This is a genomic window from Candidatus Methylomirabilota bacterium, from assembly GCA_036005065.1.
GTDB lineage: Bacteria > Methylomirabilota > Methylomirabilia > Rokubacteriales > DASRDR01 > DASYQW01.
The window spans coordinates 1-20,331 of sequence record DASYQW010000204.1; the positions used below are offsets into that span (position 1 = coordinate 1).

Consider the following 20,331-nt stretch of genomic DNA (forward strand, 5'->3'; position numbering starts at 1 on the left):
CGCATCCGGTCGCAGAGCATCGCCAGCTCGTTGACGAGGGCGATGTTCACGTTCCGGAAGATGTTCTCGAGGAGCTTCGCCGTCTCGGCCACCCGCGGGGATGACACCGGCACCACCTTGACCACGACCTTCTCGTAGAGGGCGGCGGCCAGGGCGGTGCAGAGCGGGGTCACCCCGCCCACGAGCTTCGGCGTGTTCGGGATGTGGAAGTCCCGGTTCCCCGGATCGACGCGCTCGGGCGAGTAGGCCAGGCCGAAGTCCAGGCCGACCCGGAGGCCGCTCCGCTGGAGGAGCGGGAGGAGCACCTCCTCGGTCGTCCCCGGATAGGTGGTGCTCTCGAGCACGATCAGCTGGCCCGGCCGGAGGCGGCGACCGATTTCCTCGGCGGCGGCCCGGACGTACGAGAGATCCGGCTCCCGATTCGCGTTGAACGGCGTCGGGACGCAGATGACGATCGCGTCGACGGTGTCGGCCGCGTCCCAGGACGGGCGGGCGGTGAAGCGGCCCGGGCGGACGACCGCCGCCACCTCGTCGGCGCGGATGTCCTCGATGTAGCTCTCGCCGCGATTGACGAGGGCGACGCGGGCTTCGTCGGGGTCGATGCCGGTGACGCGGTACCCGGCGCGGGCGAACTCGACGGCCAGCGGCAGCCCGACGTAGCCGAGGCCGGCCACGCCGACCGTGGCGCTCCGATCGTCAAGACGCGCGCGCAGACGCTCCAGCATGGAAGGCAACGCCCGCCATTATTGCCGTCCGGCGGTACTCTGTCAAGGAAATCGCGGGCATCACTCGATTCGCAGCGACGCGCGAACGACCGCCACGCCTCGGGGCACGCAGATCGCCTCGAGCTGCCGCACCCGCGTCGTCGGGATCTTGTCGGAGGACACGATGACCTCGCCGACGCGGTACGTCTCGAGCACGGCTTCGGCCGTGTCCAGGCTCCCCAGGATCGGCACCTCGTGGATCCGGGTCCCCACCTTGGAGCGGTCGTCGTCGAGGAAGCCGACCGGCTGGCGCCGGAGGCCGGCGTTGTTCCGCAGCTCCCGCAGGGTGAGGGCCCCGCCATCGCCGGCCCCGTAGATCAGGACCCGACGGAAGCCGTCCTGGGGCGGCCGCAGCAGCTCACCGAGCCGCCGGAACGCGACGCGGCTGCCGGCCAGCAGGATCACCAGCAGGAGCCAGTCGAGGACGAAGACCGCGCGCGAGAGGCCCTCGAAGCGCATGCTGAAGACGAAGTAGAGCACGCTCGCCACGACCCCGGCCGTCACGCCCTGCAGGAGGCGGAGCAGGTCCGGCACGCTGGTGTAGCGCCAGAGACCCCGGTAGGTGCCGAAGAGCGCCAGCGAGACGACCTGCAGCACGATGACCGGGGCGATGGTCCGGAGGAGGGCCTCCAGGTGCTCGTCGAAGGCTCCCTCGAAGCGCAGGAGGTAGGCGCTGTAGTAGGCGACCACGATCAGCACGAGGTCGATCGCCACCGTCGCCACGTGCCGCTTGAACGGGAAATCGGCTACCAGGCGGACGAACGGTCCCTCCGCGGGGACCGCGTCGGCGCGGACCATCTGGGCCCGGCTGAGGTGGACGCCCAGCAGGACGAGGCCCAGCAGCAGGAGCGCCACCAGGACCACCGTGTAGGTGAAGCCGTACGCGTAGGACAGGATCGCCAGCAACCCGGAGAGCACCGACACCCCGTAGAGGGCCGCCAGGGCCTGCCGCTCCGTGACCCCGAGGGCCACCAGGCGATGCGAGGTGTGGTCCCGGCCCCCCTGGGACACCGGGCGCCCGGTGACGAGCCGGGTCAGCGTGACGAAGGTCGTGTCGAAGATCGGGATCAGCATGAGGAGCACCGGAAAGACCAGCACGGCCGAGACGCCACGCGAGTACGCATACTCGCCGACCAGGCACACGCCGCTCAGGAAGAAGCCGACGAACAGGCTACCCGCATCGCCCATGAAGATCCGCGCCGGCGGGAAGTTCCGGACCAGGAAGCCCACCGCCGCCCCGGCAAAGGCCGCCGTCAGGTAGGCCCCGGCCAGATCCCCGTCGAACAGGAAGAACGCCAGCCGGAAGCCGCCCGCGATCGCGGCCATGCCGGCCGCCAGCCCGTCCATGTTGTCGAGCAGGTTGAAGGCGTTGGTCACGCCCACGACCCAGACCAGGGTCAGGACGATGTTGAGCACCGGATAGGCGGTGAGCTTCAGCAGGAACCCGAACTGGATCAGGAGCGCGGCCAGCACGATCTGGGCGACGAGCTTCACCTGCGGCCGGAGCGCCCGCATGTCGTCGAGGAGGCCCACCACCGCCATGGCGAGCGAGAGCAAGAGCAGGGGGCCGAAGCGGCCGACGGTGGGGCCCACGAAGACCAGCGGCGCCAGCAGGCCCGCGATGATGCCGAGTCCGCCGAGGAGGGGGACCGGCTGGCGATGCCAGCGGTCCTCGCGTGGCTGCTTGACCAGCCGAGCGCGCCGGGCCACGCCCTCGCAGGCCACGGTGACCACGAGCGCCACGGCCAGCGCGACCAGGAAGGGGACGGCTAGCGCCGCCACGCGAGCAGCTCCGTGTAGAGCCGGTCCATGTCGGCGAGGAGCCGGTCGGCGCCGAAGGCCGGGACGACCCGCTTGCGCCCGGCCGCGCCCATCGCCTGCCGCGCTCCGGGATCCCTGAGCAGGGCTTCGATCGCCGCCGCCAGGGCCGGGGCGTCTCCCGGCGGCACCAGGCGCCCGGTGATCCCATCTTCGACGAGGTCCGGCACGCCGCCCACCCGGGTGGCGACCACCGGCCGGGCCGCGGCCATCGCCTCGATCAGAGACACCGGCGAGCCCTCGTTGCGAGAGGTGAGCACGGCCAGATCGAGGTCGGCGTAGATCCGATCGAGGTCCGGGCGCCACCCGAGGAACCGCACGTGCCGGGCGAGGCCGAGCCGCGTCGCCAGGCCCTCGAGCTCGGCTCGCCGCTCGCCCTCGCCGATCACCAGGAACGCGCTCTCGGGGAGCCGCCGGACCACGGTGGCCGCCGCCTCGAGGAAGAGCTCGTGAGCCTTGATGGGCACGAGCCGGGCGACGATGCCGCAGAGCAGGGCGCGCCGGTCGACCCCGAGCTCAGCCCGCAGCGCCCCCCGCGCCGCCTCGGCGGCGACGAACGGGTCGAGGTCGAGCCCGAGCGGCATCACGGTGAGCCGCTCCGGCGTGCCGATCCCGAGGGCCAGGAGCTCGCGCCGCACCGTCTCGCTCACGGCCAGGAGCCGCTCGGTGCGCCGGCCGAGCCAGCGCTCGATCCCGAGCAGCACCCGCGTCGTGGCGGGCGCGAAGTAGCCGTGGAAGACGTGACCGTGGTAGGTGTGGACGACCACCGGCACGCCGAGGAGGCGCGCGGCCAGGCGCCCCAGCGTCCCGGCCTTGGCCGTGTGGGTGTGGACGATGTGGGGCCGGACGCGGCGGATCAGGCGGACGAGCCCCGCGAAGGCCAGCAGGTCCGCGCCGCCCCGGATCTCGCGGCCCAGGGCGGGCAGGACGACCACGCGCGGCGAGGCCTTCCCCCGCAGCGCCAGGTAGTCGCCTTCCGCGGGCCCCGGCCGCCCCGTGACCAGCAGCGAGTCGTAGCGGGCGGGGCAGAGGCGCTCGCTGAGGAGCGTGGCGTGGAGGGCCGGACCCCCGACATTCAGCCGCGCGATCACCCGCACGACCCGGACGCGCTCCTGCGTGTCGCCGCCCGACGTCGGGTCTGTGCTCGCACGCTCAGTCATGATGGCCACGCATCCGATGTCCCGCTCCGGGCGGCGCCCGCCACGGGCGACCCGCACAGCTCGTGGTAGACGGCGACCGTCCTCGCCACCATCTGCTCCACCGAGAATTCGGCCCGCACCCGGGCCTGGCCCCGGGCCCCCATCGCCGCCCGCAGCCCGCGGTCCGCGAGGAGGGTCGTGAGCCGAACGGCCAGGGCGGGAGCGTCCCCGGCCGGGGCCAGGAAGCCGGTCGTCCCCTCGTCCACCACCTCGCCGATCCCGCCGACCGCGGTGGCCACCACCGGGAGCCCGCTCGCCATGGCCTCGAGGATGGCGCGGGGCAGGCCCTCCCAGGTCGACGCGAGCGCGAAGACGTCGGAGGCCGCCAGGAGGTCGGCGACGTCGGGGCGCGCCCCGGCGAAGACGACCCGGCCCTCGAGGCCGGCCGCTCGGACGCGCGCCTCGAGGTCGCCCCGGAGGGGCCCGTCCCCCACGAACAGCGCGACGCAGGGGAGGCCGGCGGCGCGCACCCGAGCCAGGGCGGCGATCAGGCAGTCGTGCCCCTTCATGGGTCGGAGATTAGCCACCGAGATGACCACCGGACCGTCCCGGGGCTCGATCCCGAGGGCGCGCCGGACCGCCTCCCGCTCCACGCCCCGCCCGAATGCCTCGGCCCGGATCCCGGCCGGGGCCAGCCGGAAGATCTCGCGCGGGAATCCCCGGGCCACCAGGAACTCCACCGCCGCCCGGGAGTTGGAGAGATAGGCGCCGACCCAGGGAAGCGTCAGGCGGTCGAGCCAGACCAGAGCCCGGTTCTCGCGATCGCCGGGGAACACGCTCTGGAGCGCGGCGACCACCCGCGGGCGGGGGCCGAGGCGCGCGGCGAGGCGACCGACGAGGTTCACCCTCGCGCCGTAGAGGTGGAGCACGTCGTAGCGCCGCGCCCGCAGGAGCCGCACGAACCGGAGCGCCGCCGCCGGGGAGACACGCCGGATCCGACCGAGGTGGATGACCTCCACGCCGAGCGTCGCGAACCGGCGCGTCAGGGCCCCGGGCGGATAGAAGGCGCAGACGTCGACGTCGACCCCGGCCCGCCGCAGGCCCTCCACGAGGTCGAGCGTGTAGAGCTCGGCGCCGCCCACATCCCCCGTGGTCAGGCACTGAAGGACGCGCACCGCTCCGCTACCTCATGAGAGGGGGCCTCGACGGCCCCCTCCCAGGCCCACCCCCACCTTTTGGGCTGGGTGGGTGGGCCCGGCGGCGGAGCCGCCGCTCGGAGCGAACCCCCACGAGCGCGGCGGTTCGGCTACATGACGCGGGTGGTTAATCCGAAAGCCTCCTACACCGCCGCGGGCGGCGCCGCCGGTCGCCGGTCCACGAAGGCTCGATGCCACAGCTCGAGCACGAGGAGGCTCCAGAGCCGGGCGTGGTGGTGAGCCCGGCCCCGGGCGTGCTCGTCCAGGTACCGGCGCACCACGTCGGGACGGAAGTAGCCGCGCTGGCACGCCCGCCCGTCGAGGAGCACGTCGTAGGCCAGCTCCCGCAGCTCGTGGCGGAACCAGTGGTCGATCGGGACGCCGAAGCCCATCTTCGGCCGGCGGCGGATGGGCTCGGGGAGCAGGCCCCGGGTGATGCGCTTGAGGAGGTACTTCGCGGTGAGCCCGCGCAGCTTCAGGCCCGGCGGCAGGGCGGCCGCGAACTCGACCACCCGGTGATCCAGGAATGGCGACCGCACCTCGAGGGAGTGCGCCATGCTGGCGATGTCCATCTTCACCAGGAGGTCGTCCGGCAGGTAGCGCTGGACGTCGGCGTGCAGGGTCGCATCGAGGAAGGTCGGCGCGTCGGACTCGGCATAGGCCGCGTCCAGGAGCGCCAGGGAATCGACCGCGCCGACCTGGGCGGCGAAGGCCGGGGTGTAGAGCTCGGCCTTCTCGCCGTTCCCGAACACGGTGAGCCAGCGCGCGTAGCGCCGTCGCGGCGGAAGCGCCAGCGCCTCCGCGAACCGCCGGAGCCGCCCGGTGCGGGATTTCGGCGCGTCCCCCGGGAGGTGCCGCAGCCCGCGAGCCGCCATTCGGCGCACGGCGGCCGGCAGGCCGTCGGCCCAGGCGGCCAGGGCGGCGGCGCGGTAGCGGTCGTAGCCCGCGAACGTCTCGTCGCCCCCGTCGCCGTTCAGGGCCACGGTCACGAAGCCCCGGGCCATCTCGCAGAGCGCGAAGGCGGGCACGGCCGAGGCGTCGGCGAAGGGCTCGTCGTAGTGCCACGTGAGGCGGGGGAGGATCGCGACCGCATCCGGCTTCACGACCAGCTCATGGTGGTCCGTCTCGAAGTGCCGGGCCACCTGGCGCGCGTAGGCGAGCTCGTCGTACTCGGGCCGGTCGAAGCCGATGGAGAAGGTCCGCAGCGGCCCGGCCCCGGCCCGGCGCATCAGGGCCACCACCGTGCTCGAGTCGAGCCCGCCGGAGAGGAGCGCCCCGACCGGGACGTCGCTGATGAGGCGCAGGCGCACCGCCTCTTCGAGGAGCGCCAGGAGCTCCTCGGCCAGCACGGCCTCGGGCTCCCGGCGCTTGGGCGTGTAGCGAAGCGTCCAGTAGCGGTGGACGCTCACCCGCCCGTCCTCGACCCAGAGGTAATGCGCCGGCGGGAGCTTCTGCATGCTCCGGAAGGCCGACCACGGGCTCGGCACGTCCCCGTAGGAGAGGAAGTGGTGAATGGCCGTGAGGTCCGGCTCGACGCCCACCGCCGGGTCCTGGAGAATGGCCTTCGCCTCCGAGGCGAAGTGGAGCGCCTGGCCGTCGCGGGCATAGACGACCGGCTTCTTCCCCAGCCGGTCGCGCGCCACCAAGAGCGTGCGGCGCTCGCGGTCCCAGATGGCGAAGGCGAACATCCCCCGGAGCGCCGCGAGGCACCCCGGTCCGCGGCGCGCATAGAGCGCCAGGATCACCTCGGTGTCGCTCTCCGAGCGGAAGGCGACGCCCTCCCGGGCGAGCGCGGCGCGCAGCTCGTGGAAGTTGTAGATCTCGCCGTTGTAGGTGATCCAGAAGCGCCCGTCGGCGCTGGCCATCGGCTGGTGCCCGCCCGCGCTCAGGTCGATGATGGCGAGCCGCCGGTTGACGAGGCCGATGGGGCCTTCCCGGAAGATGCCGGCGTCGTCGGGGCCACGATGGGCGAGGACCGCACTCATCCGCTCGAGGAGCGCCCGCTCCACCGTCCGCCCGGAATCGAAGAAGAGCTGGCCGGCGATACCGCACACGGTCAGGTGCCCCGGACGATGGTACCAGATGGAACCCACCGGTGCCGCCCCCCGAGCCAGAGAAGAAGCGCGCCCGCCACCGCCCCGTAGACGGCCGCCACGCCCCCCGGGCCCAGCGCCAGGTGGAGAAACGGCGCCGGAAGCGCCACCAGGCCGAGGGCCAGCGCGATCGGCCCCAGCGGACGGACGAACCACCCCTGGGCGGCCAGCATGATGACGAAGGGCTCGAAGATGGCGCGGTGCCGCACCCCTCCGCCCCACGCCGCCATGCTGTAGAGCATCCAGAGGACGGCGAGGAGACCCCCCAGAAAGACGGTGAAGCTGGGCCGCCGCGCGGCCAGCTCGAGGAGCCCGACCAGAGCCAGAGGGTAAAGGAGGTAGAGCACGAGCGAGCCGGGGATCATCCCCTGGTAGATCCCGGACGCCTTCCAGGGGACCGGGGCCAGGGCGAAGTGGACCGCCCCGGCCGGCACGTGGACGAGGAGGCTCCGGAGGCCCTGGACGCGGGTCCCGCTGAAGTACGAGTCCTCGCCGACATCGCTCCCCTCCTGGAAGCTCAGCAGGCGCTCGGCGGCGCCCGCGAAGAAGCCGCTGCCCCAGTAGCCGTAGCCGATCTCGCGCGGCACGAAGCCCACCGCGACGAGGAGCGCCAGCCCGTAGACGGCGGTCTTCAGGCTGAGGCGCGCCCGGCTCAGGAGCCCGCCCAGCCGCCCGGCGAGGAAGGCCAGCGCCGCGAAGGCGAGGGCGAGGTAGGCGACGTGGTCCCGGGTCGTGGCCAGCCAGGTCAGCGCCGCCAGCGCCAGCAGGACCGACAGCGCGCTCGCCCGCCCGCTCAGGAGCCGCTGGACGATCAGGGCCAGGACGACCAGGGCCAGGACGATCCAGTTGTCCTTCAGGTTGAAGAGCGACCAGAACCACAGGTTCGAGGCGAAGGCCGCCACCACCGCGCAGAGCCGCGCGGGACGGAGGCCGAAGACATCCCGGGTGAGCGCGTGGAGGACCGCGACCGTGACGGCGCCCACCGCGCAGTTGACGAGCTGGAGCAGGGGGACGCTCTGGCCGAGGAGCGTCAGGAGGACCACGTTCAGGTAGTAGTACCCGGTGGCGAAGCTGCCGATGCCCGTGACGAGGTCATAGGCGAGGCCGTGGCTCCAGGAGTAGATCGCCTGAAGCGCCACCACGACGTACGCGCGGTCGTCGATGAAGTAGAACTCGTCCCGGCGCCAGTCGGCGGTGAGCAGGGCCAGGGCCGGCAGGCTCAGCGCCCGGACGAGGAACGCGCCGATGACGATCATCCGGAGGACCCGGTCCCGGATGGCGAGCCGGAACGTCCACAGGACGAGGAGCACGAGGAGGCCCGCTTGATGGACGAGGGCCGGGGTCCCGCTCACGTCGACGCGCTGGGCGAAGCCCACCAGGTAGGCCGCCAGCACGGCCAACAGGAGCCATTCCACCGTCCGCGCGGGGAGCCGGTCACCCACGGCTCGCTGGGAAATGCTCACCGCCTCGGGCTCGGCAGCTTCCGTGCTCAGGCGCGGCCGCCGATCAGCCACGGAGCACCTGACGGTAGAGCTCGAGGTACTCGCCCACCACGCGCTCGGGCGCGACGTGGCCGACGGCCCATTCGCGGGCGCCCCGACCGAGCCGCTCGGCGAGGCCGCGGTCGTCGAGGACGCGGGACATCGCCTGGGCGAGACCCTTGGGATCCTCGCTCTGCACCTGGAGCCCGGTCGTGCCGTCCTGGACGAGCTGGCGGATGCCGCCGACCGCGGTGGCGATGACGGGCAGGCCGGAGGCCATGGCTTCGAGCAGCGCCAGAGGCACGCCTTCCGACACCGAGGGCAGGACGAACAGGTCCGCCGCCTGGAGAAAGGCCTCGACGTCCGGCCGGGCGCCCACGAAGCGGACCCGGCCGCCGAGCCCGAGCTCCCCCGCCCGGCGGCGCAGCCGGTCCCCTTCGGGGCCGTCCCCCACGATCAGGACGTCCGGCGCCGCGTCGCCCAGGATCGCCACCGCGTCCAGGATCAGATCCACGTTCTTCACGGGATTGAGCCGCCCGACGAAGAGTCCCACCGGACGCCGGGGATCGAGCCCGAGCCGCGCCCGCAGCCGCGCCCGCTCGGCCGGATCGGCCGCCGGGCGGAACCGCCCGACGTCGACGAAGTTCGGGATCACCCGCACGGGAGACCGGGGCCGGACGAACGCGCCGAGCTCCCGCGCCGTCTCCTCCGTCACGCCGGTGAAGGCGTCGGCCCGACGCAGGAGGACCCGGCGGATCCCGCGGAGCGGCGACCGCTGGTGCTCCCACACCTCGCCGAGGAGGCCGCCCGTGTGAGCCGTCACCACGACGCGGGCGCCGATCAGGGGCTTGGCCAGGATTCCGATGGTCGCCGGCGAGAACGTGGAGTGGCAGTGGAGGAGGCACCGGGCGCTCCGGGAGGGCCGGGCGCGCGCCAGCCAGCCCACCGCCCCGGCGATGAAGGCGCCCGCCGCGGCCACCCGCGGCCGCGGGACCCGCAGGCGATGCACCTCCACGCCGTCCGCCCGCTCGACGGCCGGCGTGCCGGGGACGCGCCGGGTCAGGATCGACACCGGGACCCCGCGCCGGGCCAGCTCGCCCGCGAGGTCCCGGCAGAAGCGCTCCATGCCGCCGACGACCGGGGGATACGTGGAGGTGACGATGATGACAGGGGCGCCGAGCGTCGACGGCAGCGCGGCGGGCTCAGCCAAAGCAGACGCCCTCGACCCGCGGCACCAGCCGGTCCCAGCTGAACTCGGTCTCGGCCACGCGCCGCGCCGTCTCGCCCATGGCCCGCCCCCGCGCGCGGTCGCGGAGGAGGCTCAGGATGGCCTCGGCCAGCTCGGCGGGCGCCTCGGGGTCCGCGAGGATCCCCGCGCCGCGCGCCTCGACCCAGGCGAAGTGGGGCGCGCGGGTCGACACGACAGGTCGCCCCGCGGCGAGGTACTCGAGGAGCTTGAGCGGCGCGCCGACGATCGAGGGCGTGAGCAGGTTGAGCCCGACGTCCGCCGCACCGAGCCAGCGCGGCACCGCGTCGCGCGGGACGGCGCCGACGAAGTGCACCGCGGCGCCCAGCCCGAGGCGCTCGGAGAGCGCCAGCAGGCGCGGCCGCAGGGGACCGTCTCCGACCACGAGGAGCCGCGCCGTCTTCGCCTCGGCCAGGACAGCCGGGAGCGCCGCGAAAAGCTCGGGCAGGCCATGCCAGGGAGTGAGGGTGCCGACGAAGCAGAGGTACGGCCCTTCGGGCTGGAGCCCGAGGGCGCGCCGACACTCCTCGGCGGCCAGGGGGCGCACGCGCTCGACGTCGACGCCGTTCGGGACGGTGACGATCCGCTCAGCCCGCACGCCGTAGCGCGCCACGAGGACGTCGCCGATGGCGTCGGTCACGACGACCACCCGGTCCGCGCGACGGAGGGCCGCGCCCTCGAACGCGTCGAGGAGGCGGACCTTCCACGGCTCGAGACCGCTGAGGCGCGCCTCGTCGCGGTAGATGCCGTTGACCTCGCGGACGTAGCGGGCCCCCCGCCGGCGCGCGAAGCGCCCGGACGCCCAGCTGAGCGGCATCCCGCGCTCGTAGACCGCCGCCGGCCGTCCCCCGTCCCGCCGGAGCGCGGCGGCCAGCGTCGCCTGATAGAGGACGGGGAACAGGAGCGGGAGCCGGGGCGTCCAGACCGGGCGGATCGCGACCGGCGTGGGGTAGCGGTACGGGCGGAGCCGCGGCACGAAGAGCGTCACGCGATGGCCGCGCGCGCAGAGCCGGTCGGTCACCGCGAAGAGGTGCCGGGTATCGGCCCCCTCGATGCCCAGGTCGACGTTCGCCGCGTAGGTGAGCTCCACGGGGATTAGTCCATCGTCGGCGCTCAGCGGCCGGCGCAGCCGGTCCGCTGAAGCGATTCGTTAGGCGTCCGTTCGTCAGGTGTAGGGCGAAGCCGCTTCACCTCCGTCGTGAGAGCTTGGCGCGTACCTCCGCCCAAGATTTCGCAGCCGAGGGATTGCGCGCGTGCGCACGGCGGCGTCGGGCAAGTTCTTTGCGCTGCGCATCGGTCACCGGAATAGCCTCAGGCGTTTCGGCGAGGCTGTCCCAGATCTCTTCGAGCAACTGCAGTCGGTCGGCGACGCTGAGCGACAGGACCTCTTTGCGTACGCTACTCATAGCCGCATTCTCCGCTTCTCGTGCTGGAGGAGCAAGCCTCACGTCAGTACGCATAACCTCCCAACTGAGTGGCCGGCGTCAGCCGGTCCGCTCAACCCGGTGGTGAGCCGCCTCGTTCAAGCCAGACCGGCGGTATGGCCGAACGGCCACCAAGTCGTCATCCCCGACCGGTCGTACATCCGCGACGTTCACCGTCACCAACGCCTCTGTTCTCCCGGAAGCCGTCACGAACTCGACCTCAATGCCGTCAGGGTCGTAGACCTGCACCACCGCACCGAGGTCTCCCTTACGAAGCCCGCGTTCGGGTAGCTCCGTGTCCAACACCACAGTATCGAGAACGCGATATCTCATCTCGTCAACGCAGCGCGTCCCGAATCCGGAAGGTGAGCAGCATCGCCGCCCGGGCGTCCTCGAACCTGAGGCTCTCGGACGGCTCCCCGCGGATGCGCCGGGCGAACTCGGCGAGCTGGGCGGCGTGGCCCTTGTCGGGCGCCCGGAGACGGGTGCCTCGGTCGCGGACGCCGAAGGTCTCGAGGGTCCGGAAGTCGTCGAGGACGAGCGCCCGCCCGCCCCCGAAGACCTCGATCCGCTCCTTCCCGGCCGCCCCGGGCCCGAGGCTCGTGTAGACGATCGTCGCCAGCGAGCCATCCCGGTAGGTGAGGGTCGCGCTCACGTTGTCGGGCGCCGGCACCGCGCCGCCGTCCACCGGCACCGCGCGGGCGGTGACCCCGGTGGCCGGCTCGCCGACGAGGAAGTTGCAGAAGTCGACGAAGTGGCAGACCTCGCCCACGATCCGCCCGCCACCGACCGCCGGGTCGTGGACCCAGTGGGCGGGCGGAATCGGACCGGCGCTCACGCGGTAGAGGATCACCAGCGGACGGGGGCCCCCGGCGAGCAGCGCGCGGGCCTGGCGAGCCAGCGGCGCGAAGCGGCGGTTGAAGCCGACCGTGAAGTGGACCGGGCGCTCGGCCAGGGCGGCCCCGATCGCCTCGGCCTCCTCGGCCGTCAGACACAGAGGTTTCTCGACGAAGACGTGCTTGCCCGCCCGGATGGCCTCCCGGGCCTGACCGGCGTGAAGGTGATGAGGGGTGGCGATCACGACGAGGTCCACGTCGGGATCGGCCAGGACCGCGGCCGGGTCGGTCGTGCAGTACTCGGCCCCGAACTGCGCCGCGGCCTCCCGGGCGGACACTCCCGTCGCCGCCACCACGGCCCGGAGGCTGAAGGCCGCGTCGCGGCGGAGATTCGGGAGGTGGACGCTCCGCGTGAATCGCCCGGCCCCGACGACGGCCACGCGGAGCGCCCGGCCGGTCACGGGCGCGGGCGCCTGCTCGCGGAGCCGGACGACGGGCTCGAGCCCCGGGGCCGCCGCCTCGTACCGGAGCAGGACGCCGACGGGGCGCTCGGGAGACGTGACGAAGCGGTACGCCGCCGGGGCATCCTGGAGGGCGAACACCCGCGCGATCAGGGGACGGAGGTCGAGCGCGCGGTCGGCGAGCAGCTGGACGAACGCCTCGAGGTTCCGGTTCTCGGTCCAGCGGACGTACTCCGCCGGGTAGTCGAGGCCCTCCTCCTCGTAGAGGGGATCGTAGCGGCCGGGGCCCATCGAGCGGGCGATCGCCAGCTCGAGCTCTTTCCGGTAGAATGCGTCGCGATCGAGGGCGAGCGGGACCGCGCCCACGATCACCACGCGACCGCGCGGCCGCGCCAGCTCCACCGCGAGGCTCACCGGCCCCTCGGACGATCCGCTGGCGCAGACCAGGACCGCGTCCCCGCCAAGACCACCCGTGAGCGCCCGGAGGGCCGGGGCGAGCTCGGGCGCCTCCGGCGCGAAGGTCGCGGCGCAGCCGGCCGCGTCGCCGAGGCGGCGCCGGGCCTCGAGCGGCTCGACGCCGACCACGCGGCAGCCGGCCAGGCGGAGGAGCTCGACCGTGAGGAGGCCCACCAGGCCGAGCCCGATCACCACCGCCGTCTCCCCCAGGGACACGCGGGCCTGACGGACCGCCTGGAGCCCGACGGCCCCGAGCGAGGCGAAGGCCGCCGCCTCCAGATCCACGCCCGCCGGCACGCGGACCACGAGGTTCCGGGGGACCGCCACCACCTCGGCGTGCTGCGCGTACTCGGCCCCGCCGCAGGCCACGCGGTCCCCGACCTCGAGGTCGAGGACGGCGGGGCCGCGGGCGAGCACGGTCCCGGCCAGGCTGTAGCCGCGGGGGTGGAGCCGGCCCTGGCGGCCCCGGATCGCCTCGAGGGTGGGCCCGATGCCGGCCTCACGCAGCCGGGCGACACCCTTGCGAATGAGTCCCCCGGCGCGCTCGATCCGCGCGCCGAGCGTGGCCGGCGCCCCCAGCCCGACGGTCTCCGTCCCCGGGCTGATCAGGGAGAAGGCGCTCTGGACGAGGACACCCCCGGGCGGGCACTGGGGGGGCGGCACCTCCTCGACCACCACCGCCCCTTTCACGTCGACGAAGACCTGGCGCATCCTCGGTCACTTCGGGTCCGGCGGGACGGCCCGCCCGGCGTCAGCCCCCCGGTTGATAGCGCACCTTCAGCAATGCCGGCGGCCCCGTCACGCCCCGGGTGTTCGTCGCCCGGACCCAGATCACGTTCACGCCGGGCTGGAGCTTCCACCAGAACGGGCCCAGCTGGATCTCCCAGCCGAGGGGAGGATCGGTCCACGCGACCTCGTACCCCCCGAAGTCGAAGACGTTGGTCTGGACCTCCAGCGCGAGGAGGTCGTCGGCGATCCGCGCGGGGGTGATCCGGACCTGGTTGAGGCGCGCGTACGCCGTGGCGGCCTGAGCGGTGGTCCTTCGGGTCAGCGGCGCCGGCCACCGCTCGGTGTAGGGATCCTCCCACTCGACCATGTCCTCCCAGCGGTCGAAGGGGTTCTCCGGATGTGTCAGGTGGTCGGCCTTGAGGTGCCACCGGAGGTGGTAAAAGAGCGCGACGTAGTCGATCGAGTACGGGTCCGGATGACCCTCCTGTACCGCACCCAGCACCATCGTCGGCGTGCCCGTGTTCCCCAGGACCAGGGCGTCGTGCACCTCGAGCGCGCTGAGCGGGATCCCGGCACGCTCGAAGTGGAGGTTGTAGTCGGCGTCGAGCAGGACCCACTTGTTGTAGTCGTTCGACCAGGCCTCGACCAGAAAGTGCGCCAGGGGATTTTCCTGAGTGCCGACCTCGATGTAGCGAGCCGGCACCCCGAAGGAGGCCAGCGACTGGAGGAGCACCATCGAGTACTGGCCACAGAACCCCCCCGTGATGCCGCTCCGGATCCAGTCGAGGATCGTCAGCGCGTCCCACGGCGGATAGGGGTCCGGCCAGCCGATCGGAAACTGCGCCGCCACCCAGTCCTTGAGGCGCAGGATGGCCTCCCATTCCGAGGCCGCGCCCGCCACGACGGCGTCCAGACCCTCCCGGTCCCGCAGCTCGGCGAGGCGCGGGGCCTCGAACGGCTCGAAGCGGAACGGGAGCCCGGGGGCGATGACGCCGTTCCGGCTCTCGATGACCTCGACCCGCCCCGTGAACCCGGTGGTGACGACCCAGATGGCCAGGAGGACGAGCGCGCGGCTCACCGTCCGCTCTCCGAGGGCCCTCGCGTGCCCGCGGCGAGCTGGAAGCGCCGCTCGAGCGGAAGCGGGGCGTCGGCGGCCGTGTAGATCGCCACCGGCGCCGGCTCCTTCACCCCGTAGCGCGGCGACACCCAGCCGGAGCGCAGCTCGACCTCGAGGCCGTGGCCGGGCTCCGGCACGAGCCACGCGGTCAGCCCCTCGGGGCCGGCGACGCGCACCGTGCCGTCCGCCTCGGCCCGCACCGCGAGCCCGACGTCGAAGTGGAAGGACCAGGCGACGTGGTGGCGCCCGGGCCCCGTGAGGCGGTCCCGCACGGACACCGTGCCGGTGCGCTTGTCGAGCTCGAGCCGCCGGCGGTGCGTGACCGGGGCGGGCAGGCGGCGGTAGCCGACGTGCTCGGCGTCGAGACGGCTCATGGCCTCGGTGTCCTCCCAGGCGAGCGCGCGCGGGTCGGCGTCCCGGCCCAGCGCGAACAGCGCCTCCGGATCGAGCACATTGATCTCCTCGCCATCCACGGTCACCGTGTTGTGGGCCGCCGAGGACCGGAACCAGTTCCGCCACCGCGGGTCGGCCGAGTACGTGTAGGTCCCCGGGTCCACCAGGATGCGCCGTCCCCCCGCCCACCACTCGAAGCTCAGGGTGTCGTTGTGCCGGTGGCCCCCGTACCCGCCGAGGCCCACGACCCCGAGGCTCACGAGGGCCCCGGCCCCTCGGCCGCGCATGATGTACACCCCGCCGACCGGAAAGGCCCGCGACCCCGGCTCCGCCGGCGGGACCGCCTCTCCCGGGACGGGCTCCGCCCCGTAGCCCCAGCGGAAGAGGAGCCAGACGGCCGCCTCGTGAGGCTCCCCCCCGAGGGGTCCGAGGTCGTCCCGCTCGAGGAGACCAGCCCCCACGGCGAGCACCTCTCGGTGGTCCCGGGGATTGGCGGGGCCCAGCGGGTGAAGGGCGCCGTCGTCCCCGTCCCCGAGAGCAGGGGCCGTGCCGTCCGGACGCGTGTAATATCGCACGAATTCCAGCATGTTCCCAAGGATCTCGGCGTTGTCGGGCCCCAGGACCGCCGAGACGGGGGCCCGCCCGCGCGGGGGGCGCGGGCCTCCCGGAAGGCCGAGCCCGAGCCGGGCGGCGTTGAGGAGGGCCAGCGCGGTGGCCGAGAGATAGAGCTCGGTGACCAGGCGGTGATAGCCGGTGGCGCTCTCCTGGCTCACGCCGTCCGCGAAGACCTGGAGCGGAAGCTCGGCCCGCAGCTCGCCGAGGGCCAGCTCGGCCCACGCCCGCCCCTCCGCCGTGTCATGAAAGAGGACGCCGAGGTAGAGCAGCCCGACCAGGTCGGCGAGGTAATGGTTGTTGCGCTGGACGGGGTTCCACTCGAGGTTCTCGCGAAGGAAGCGCCCGTGCCAGAAGAGGCTCCCGAGGACCGGGAGCCAGCTCACCGGCGGGACGCCGGGGGCGCGGCCGACGAGACCGAGCGCCAGCGTCCAGTTCACGGCCCGGATGGCCACGTCCATCGGGCACTCCCAGTTCACGCCCCACTCGACCGGGTTCTCCCGGACCCAGTGCGCGAGCTGGGCCCGGACCTCCTCGACGTAGCGCGCGCCGCGCACGGGATCGCCCTCCTCGAACGCCCACCAGGCCGCCTGCCCCAGGCGCAGGAGATGGTGGCCGCGGCTCAGCTCGCGGGGCACCTTCACGTCCGAGGCGTCGGTGAGGTCCACCGGGACGATCTCCGTGTAATGCCGCCGCGGCCAGGCCCGGCCCGACTTGAAGTCGCGATGCCAGTCGATCTCGGGGCCGAGATCCGTCGGTCCCGAGCCCAGGAGGTCGAACCGGTGGAGGAGGAGGGCCTCGGCCGCGCGGCGGGTCCGCTCCGCGCTTTCCGGCGACCGCGCCGCCAGGCGCCCGAGGAGGGCGCCGCGGTCCTCCCAGCCGAAGAAGAAGCGCTCCCCGGCGGCGCGCAGGAGGGACTCGGCCAGGGCGTGGTCGGCGCCGGTCCAGCCGAAGAGCGCCCGGAACTCCGGCTCGGTGAACGTGCGGGGCCGCAGCAGCGCCCGGTACTTCCGCAGCTTGCGCCGGGCCAGGCGGTCCACGCGGCCCCCGACCCGGCGGAAGAGCTCCGTGGATGGCAGGGCGCGCGCTCGGCGGTAGACCCGCCGAGCGGCGTCGAGCGTGAGCTTCACGGTCTGCCGGAAACCTCTTTCACCCTCACTAGCGACACGCCGAGCCGCCGAACTCTGACTACCACCGGGCCGGGGATGCGTCCGGAGCACGCTCCCCGCGCCGCCAGAACGAAGTCCGCCTCGCGTGCATTTTCGATCAGCGCGAAGTTCCCCGGAAAGAAGTAATCCGAGGACACGATCTTCGAGCATACGGCGATCCGGTAGGGCCTCTCGGACGAGAGACCGGGGGCTCGCTCCTTCACATGGACCGCGAGGCGCCTGATCGCTTCGTTGTAGGCGTCCTCCGGAGGCCAGAGCTCCTGGTAGCCATAGAGACCCAGGACCACGGCCAGGGCGACACCGGGTATCGCCGCCGCCACCGTCCGGCCCGGGGACGCGGCGCCCAGCCGGACCAGCCGGGCACCGAGCCACTCGCGCGCCCGACTCGCCGATCGCACCAGCACCCAGGCGGCCGAGAGCGCCAGAAGCGGAAAGGTGGGAATGATGAATCGACCCTCGTCCGGCATGACGGTGAGGCCGAACAGAAACGGGAAGGTGGCCGTGGCCACCGCCACCAAGAGGACATGCCCCCGACCCAGCGCGAGCCGGACAAGCCCGAGCGCGGCGGCGACGGTGACGAGCGACCCGAGGCGCGACGACCAGAATCGCCAGACCCACAGCGCGCCATCGCCATACCGCCTCGCCACCTCGCGCGGCGTGTGGAGACCAAACACGTACTCGAAGGCCGTTACGTCCGACCCGGTGAACACGTTCTGGACGATGGCCTCCCTCGACGGGAATCCCGGCCGGCCGGCGAACTCCATGTTTCGATGGCTTTTCGCATGAACGTTGACACTGTAGAACGGGTCGCCGAATTCCCGGGCGCTGTAGGCGAGGTAGGGGGTGACCAGCCCCAGCCCGACCAGCCCCCCGGCCGCGGCCCTGGCCACCGTCGCTCGCCATCCCCGACGCTCCGCCGTGATGTCGACCAGTGCCCGATCGGCCAGTAGGGCCACGGCGGGCAGGACCCCCGTGAAGCGAATGAGGGCCAACCCGCCGCCGAGGAGCCCGGCCGTCACCCAGCGCGAGACGCCCTTGGCGCGGGGGACCGCAAAGAGGGTCACCAGGAGCCCCAGCAGCAAGGCCGTCGAGACCTCTTCCCGCAAGCCGCGGACGCTCTGGAACACGAGCTCCCGGTTCACCGCCAGGAGTCCGGCCGCCACCAGCCCGACGCCCCGGCCATAGAGGGCGGCCCCCAGCACGTATGTGATCCCTACCACCAGAATGGACGCGCCGACCGACAACCGGCGAACCACGTCCGGAGCGTTCCCCCAGACCCAGGTCACGCCCTTGATCAGCCAGATGTACGGCGGCCCGATATGGCGAGAATCCAACGGCCCGCGCATCTCGTGGGCGATCTGGCGGAACATGACGACGTCTGGATCGAGCTCGAGGTCGCGGTACTCGCCGGCCAGCTCGAGCCGAAGGTAGAGACCGAGCGTCAGGATCGCTGCCAGGCCGAGCAGCGGCAGGAGCGATGTCGCCTGACGCGGGTCCCACGCCCGCTTGGGAGGAGGCATCCAGGGGGCGTCGGAGCCCGGGGACCCCGAGAGATCGGTCGATCGCATCGCCGCCAGAGGCACGCTAGGGGCGCCGCTCCACGATCAGGGAGACCTCGTCCTTCAAACGCTCTTCTCGCGGGACCGCGCCCGGGCTCCCGAACCTCGAGCGTGTTCCGCGGGCCGCCCGGCCAGAATAGCGCATCACGCCACGCCTCACCAGGGCGGTCCGGACGGGTCCGGGGGGGGGCAGCCGTGCCCCGATGCCGCGAGAGGCCAGCGTGGGTGTAACCGGCCTCGCCCATCGCTCGGGTCCGCGCCGGCTCGCGGATCAGCGCGAGGACGGCCTCGGCGAGCGCGCCGGCGTCCACCGGGGGCACCAGGAGCCCGGTCGCCCCGTCCTTCACCAGCTCGGCCGGCCCGCCGAGCCCGGAGGCGACCACGGGCTTGGCCAGCGCGCCGGCCTCGATCACCAGGCGGGCAAAGTGAGGGACGGTCGAGTCACGGGCGACTCGGACGGTCCGGTCCATCAGGTCGCTAGAGGTCAAGGATAACGCGGACCCGCCGTTCGACCTCTTGCATGAGATCATGTTGGAGCAGACCAATCTCGTGACGGAATGACTCGTTCGCCACCGCAATCATCTGACCGAGGAGCAGATCGCTTTCCCGCGCCAATCCGCCGTGGCCGGTCGGAATCCGCAGCCTCAGGATGCCGGGGTCTTCCACGAGGCGGCTGGTTGTTGGGACGACAACGGTGGACGGGTAGCCAGCCTCGTTGACGAAATCGGACTGGAGGACGAGCGCCGGCCTGAGCTTGCCTGGCTTTGTCTTCACCCGTGGATTGAAGTCCACGACGTAGAGGAAGCCTCGCTTGATCTGCACGAACTATTTCCGACTCGAGCGCGCGACTCCGGCGCCGGACAACTCCCGGTTTTCCTTCCGGTCGGCCGACGCACAGCGGCGCACCGACTCATGGACTTCCCGCCTCAGGCGTTCCTCGTCGGCTTTCGTCTCCAGCGCCCTCAGGGCAACCCGGATCACCTCGGACTTCGTGGGGATCCTCAGTTCCCGCCGGAGCCGCTCGATCTGTTGCTCCTCCTTCTTCGAGACCGCAATAGCTCCCATAGTTCACCTCATAATATGAATTGTTATGGGTTCTATAATATCGCAAGACGCCGACGGGATGGCCCGCACCGAGGGAACCCGGGAGCCGCGAGGCGGAGGGTCAGCCGGGCACGAGCTCCCGGTAGACGGCCACGGTCCGGGCGACCTGGGTCCGCGCGTCGAAGTGCTCGCGCGCGTGGGCGTAGCCGGCCTCGCCCATCGCCCGGGCCCGCGCCGGCTCGCGGATCAGGGCCAGGACCCCTTCCGCCAGCGCGGCCGGGTCCCGCGGGGGCACCAGGAGCCCGGTCGCCCCGTCCTTCACCAGCTCGGCCGGCCCGCCGAGCTCGGAGGCGATCACGGGCTTGGCCATCGCGCCGGCCTCGATCACCGGACGGGCGAAGTGGGGGACGGTCGAGGGGAACACCAGCACGTCGAGCGCGGCCAGGACCGCCGGGATGTCCTCACGGACCCCGGTGGCGCAGAGCGTGTCGGCCCCGAGCCCCTCCGCGCGCGCGGCCGCGTCCAGCGCCGGCCGATCCTCGGGCGCGACCCCCACCACCAGGAACCGGGCCGTGGGCGCCGACTGCCGCACCCGCGCCGCGGCAGCCAGGAACACGGGTGTTCCTTTCACGTCGCGCAGGCCCCCGACCATCCCGACCAGCGGCGCGTCCTTGGCGATTCCGAGCTCGCGCCGGACCGGGTCGCCGGAGAGCGCGCGGTCGAAGTGGGCGAAGTCCACGAAGTTGTGGATGACCCGGACCGCGGGCGACGGCATGAGCTGAGCGGCGTCGTAG

At 72.9% G+C, this 20,331-nt stretch carries 18 protein-coding genes; all 18 read right to left on the minus strand.

Annotated elements, in window-relative coordinates; all coding sequences use genetic code 11:
* Nucleotides 1-725: nucleotide sugar dehydrogenase (locus VGW35_15085; protein ID HEV8308984.1), on the minus strand; the 725-nt coding region annotated here is incomplete at its 3' end.
* 60 nt (nucleotides 726-785) lie between these two features.
* Nucleotides 786-2,546 (minus strand): hypothetical protein, encoded by a 1,761-nt coding sequence (locus VGW35_15090; GenBank protein HEV8308985.1) that lies wholly within the window; start codon nucleotides 2,544-2,546, stop codon nucleotides 786-788.
* On the minus strand, nucleotides 2,534-3,742 hold the full coding sequence (locus VGW35_15095; GenBank protein ID HEV8308986.1) for a glycosyltransferase: 1,209 nt from the start codon (nucleotides 3,740-3,742) through the stop codon (nucleotides 2,534-2,536). Before VGW35_15095 ends, VGW35_15090 begins: the two co-directional genes overlap by 13 nt.
* A complete protein-coding gene (locus VGW35_15100) occupies nucleotides 3,739-4,896 on the minus strand; it encodes a glycosyltransferase (protein ID HEV8308987.1) in 1,158 nt (385 codons plus the stop codon). The genes VGW35_15095 and VGW35_15100 overlap by 4 nt, the downstream gene beginning before the upstream one ends.
* Before the next feature lie 164 nt (nucleotides 4,897-5,060).
* Nucleotides 5,061-7,010: an asparagine synthase (glutamine-hydrolyzing) gene (gene asnB, locus VGW35_15105; protein ID HEV8308988.1), complete on the minus strand. Its 1,950-nt coding sequence runs from the start codon at nucleotides 7,008-7,010 to the stop codon at nucleotides 5,061-5,063.
* On the minus strand, nucleotides 6,974-8,473 hold the full coding sequence (locus VGW35_15110) for a hypothetical protein (GenBank protein HEV8308989.1): 1,500 nt from the start codon (nucleotides 8,471-8,473) through the stop codon (nucleotides 6,974-6,976). Before VGW35_15110 ends, asnB begins: the two co-directional genes overlap by 37 nt.
* A gap of 43 nt (nucleotides 8,474-8,516) precedes the next feature.
* Nucleotides 8,517-9,701: a glycosyltransferase family 4 protein gene (locus VGW35_15115; GenBank protein ID HEV8308990.1), complete on the minus strand. Its 1,185-nt coding sequence runs from the start codon at nucleotides 9,699-9,701 to the stop codon at nucleotides 8,517-8,519.
* Nucleotides 9,694-10,827 (minus strand): glycosyltransferase family 4 protein, encoded by a 1,134-nt coding sequence (locus VGW35_15120; GenBank protein HEV8308991.1) that lies wholly within the window; start codon nucleotides 10,825-10,827, stop codon nucleotides 9,694-9,696. Before VGW35_15120 ends, VGW35_15115 begins: the two co-directional genes overlap by 8 nt.
* Nucleotides 10,828-10,924: 97 nt before the next feature.
* Nucleotides 10,925-11,143, minus strand: coding sequence for an addiction module protein (locus tag VGW35_15125; GenBank protein ID HEV8308992.1), 219 nt, complete (start codon nucleotides 11,141-11,143; stop codon nucleotides 10,925-10,927).
* Between the two features lie 78 nt (nucleotides 11,144-11,221).
* Nucleotides 11,222-11,494 carry a DUF4926 domain-containing protein gene (locus tag VGW35_15130; protein HEV8308993.1) on the minus strand — a complete coding sequence of 91 codons (273 nt, stop codon included), beginning with the start codon at nucleotides 11,492-11,494 and terminating at the stop codon, nucleotides 11,222-11,224.
* A gap of 4 nt (nucleotides 11,495-11,498) precedes the next feature.
* Nucleotides 11,499-13,625: a bi-domain-containing oxidoreductase gene (locus VGW35_15135; GenBank protein HEV8308994.1), complete on the minus strand. Its 2,127-nt coding sequence runs from the start codon at nucleotides 13,623-13,625 to the stop codon at nucleotides 11,499-11,501.
* Between the two features lie 40 nt (nucleotides 13,626-13,665).
* Nucleotides 13,666-14,721, minus strand: coding sequence for a transglutaminase-like domain-containing protein (locus tag VGW35_15140; GenBank protein ID HEV8308995.1), 1,056 nt, complete (start codon nucleotides 14,719-14,721; stop codon nucleotides 13,666-13,668).
* Nucleotides 14,718-16,895 carry an alginate lyase family protein gene (locus VGW35_15145; protein HEV8308996.1) on the minus strand — a complete coding sequence of 726 codons (2,178 nt, stop codon included), beginning with the start codon at nucleotides 16,893-16,895 and terminating at the stop codon, nucleotides 14,718-14,720. The genes VGW35_15140 and VGW35_15145 overlap by 4 nt, the downstream gene beginning before the upstream one ends.
* A complete protein-coding gene (locus tag VGW35_15150; GenBank protein ID HEV8308997.1) occupies nucleotides 16,892-18,454 on the minus strand; it encodes a glycosyltransferase family 39 protein in 1,563 nt (520 codons plus the stop codon). Before VGW35_15150 ends, VGW35_15145 begins: the two co-directional genes overlap by 4 nt.
* The gene (locus VGW35_15155; protein ID HEV8308998.1) at nucleotides 18,376-19,023 is read right to left on the minus strand and encodes a glycosyltransferase; all 648 of its coding nucleotides are present in this window, start codon (nucleotides 19,021-19,023) and stop codon (nucleotides 18,376-18,378) included. Before VGW35_15155 ends, VGW35_15150 begins: the two co-directional genes overlap by 79 nt.
* On the minus strand, nucleotides 18,971-19,315 hold the full coding sequence (locus VGW35_15160; protein ID HEV8308999.1) for a type II toxin-antitoxin system PemK/MazF family toxin: 345 nt from the start codon (nucleotides 19,313-19,315) through the stop codon (nucleotides 18,971-18,973). The genes VGW35_15155 and VGW35_15160 overlap by 53 nt, the downstream gene beginning before the upstream one ends.
* Nucleotides 19,316-19,318: 3 nt before the next feature.
* Nucleotides 19,319-19,558 carry a hypothetical protein gene (locus tag VGW35_15165; protein HEV8309000.1) on the minus strand — a complete coding sequence of 80 codons (240 nt, stop codon included), beginning with the start codon at nucleotides 19,556-19,558 and terminating at the stop codon, nucleotides 19,319-19,321.
* Between the two features lie 100 nt (nucleotides 19,559-19,658).
* On the minus strand, nucleotides 19,659-20,331 hold a 673-nt coding region (locus tag VGW35_15170; GenBank protein ID HEV8309001.1), incomplete at its 5' end, for a glycosyltransferase family 4 protein.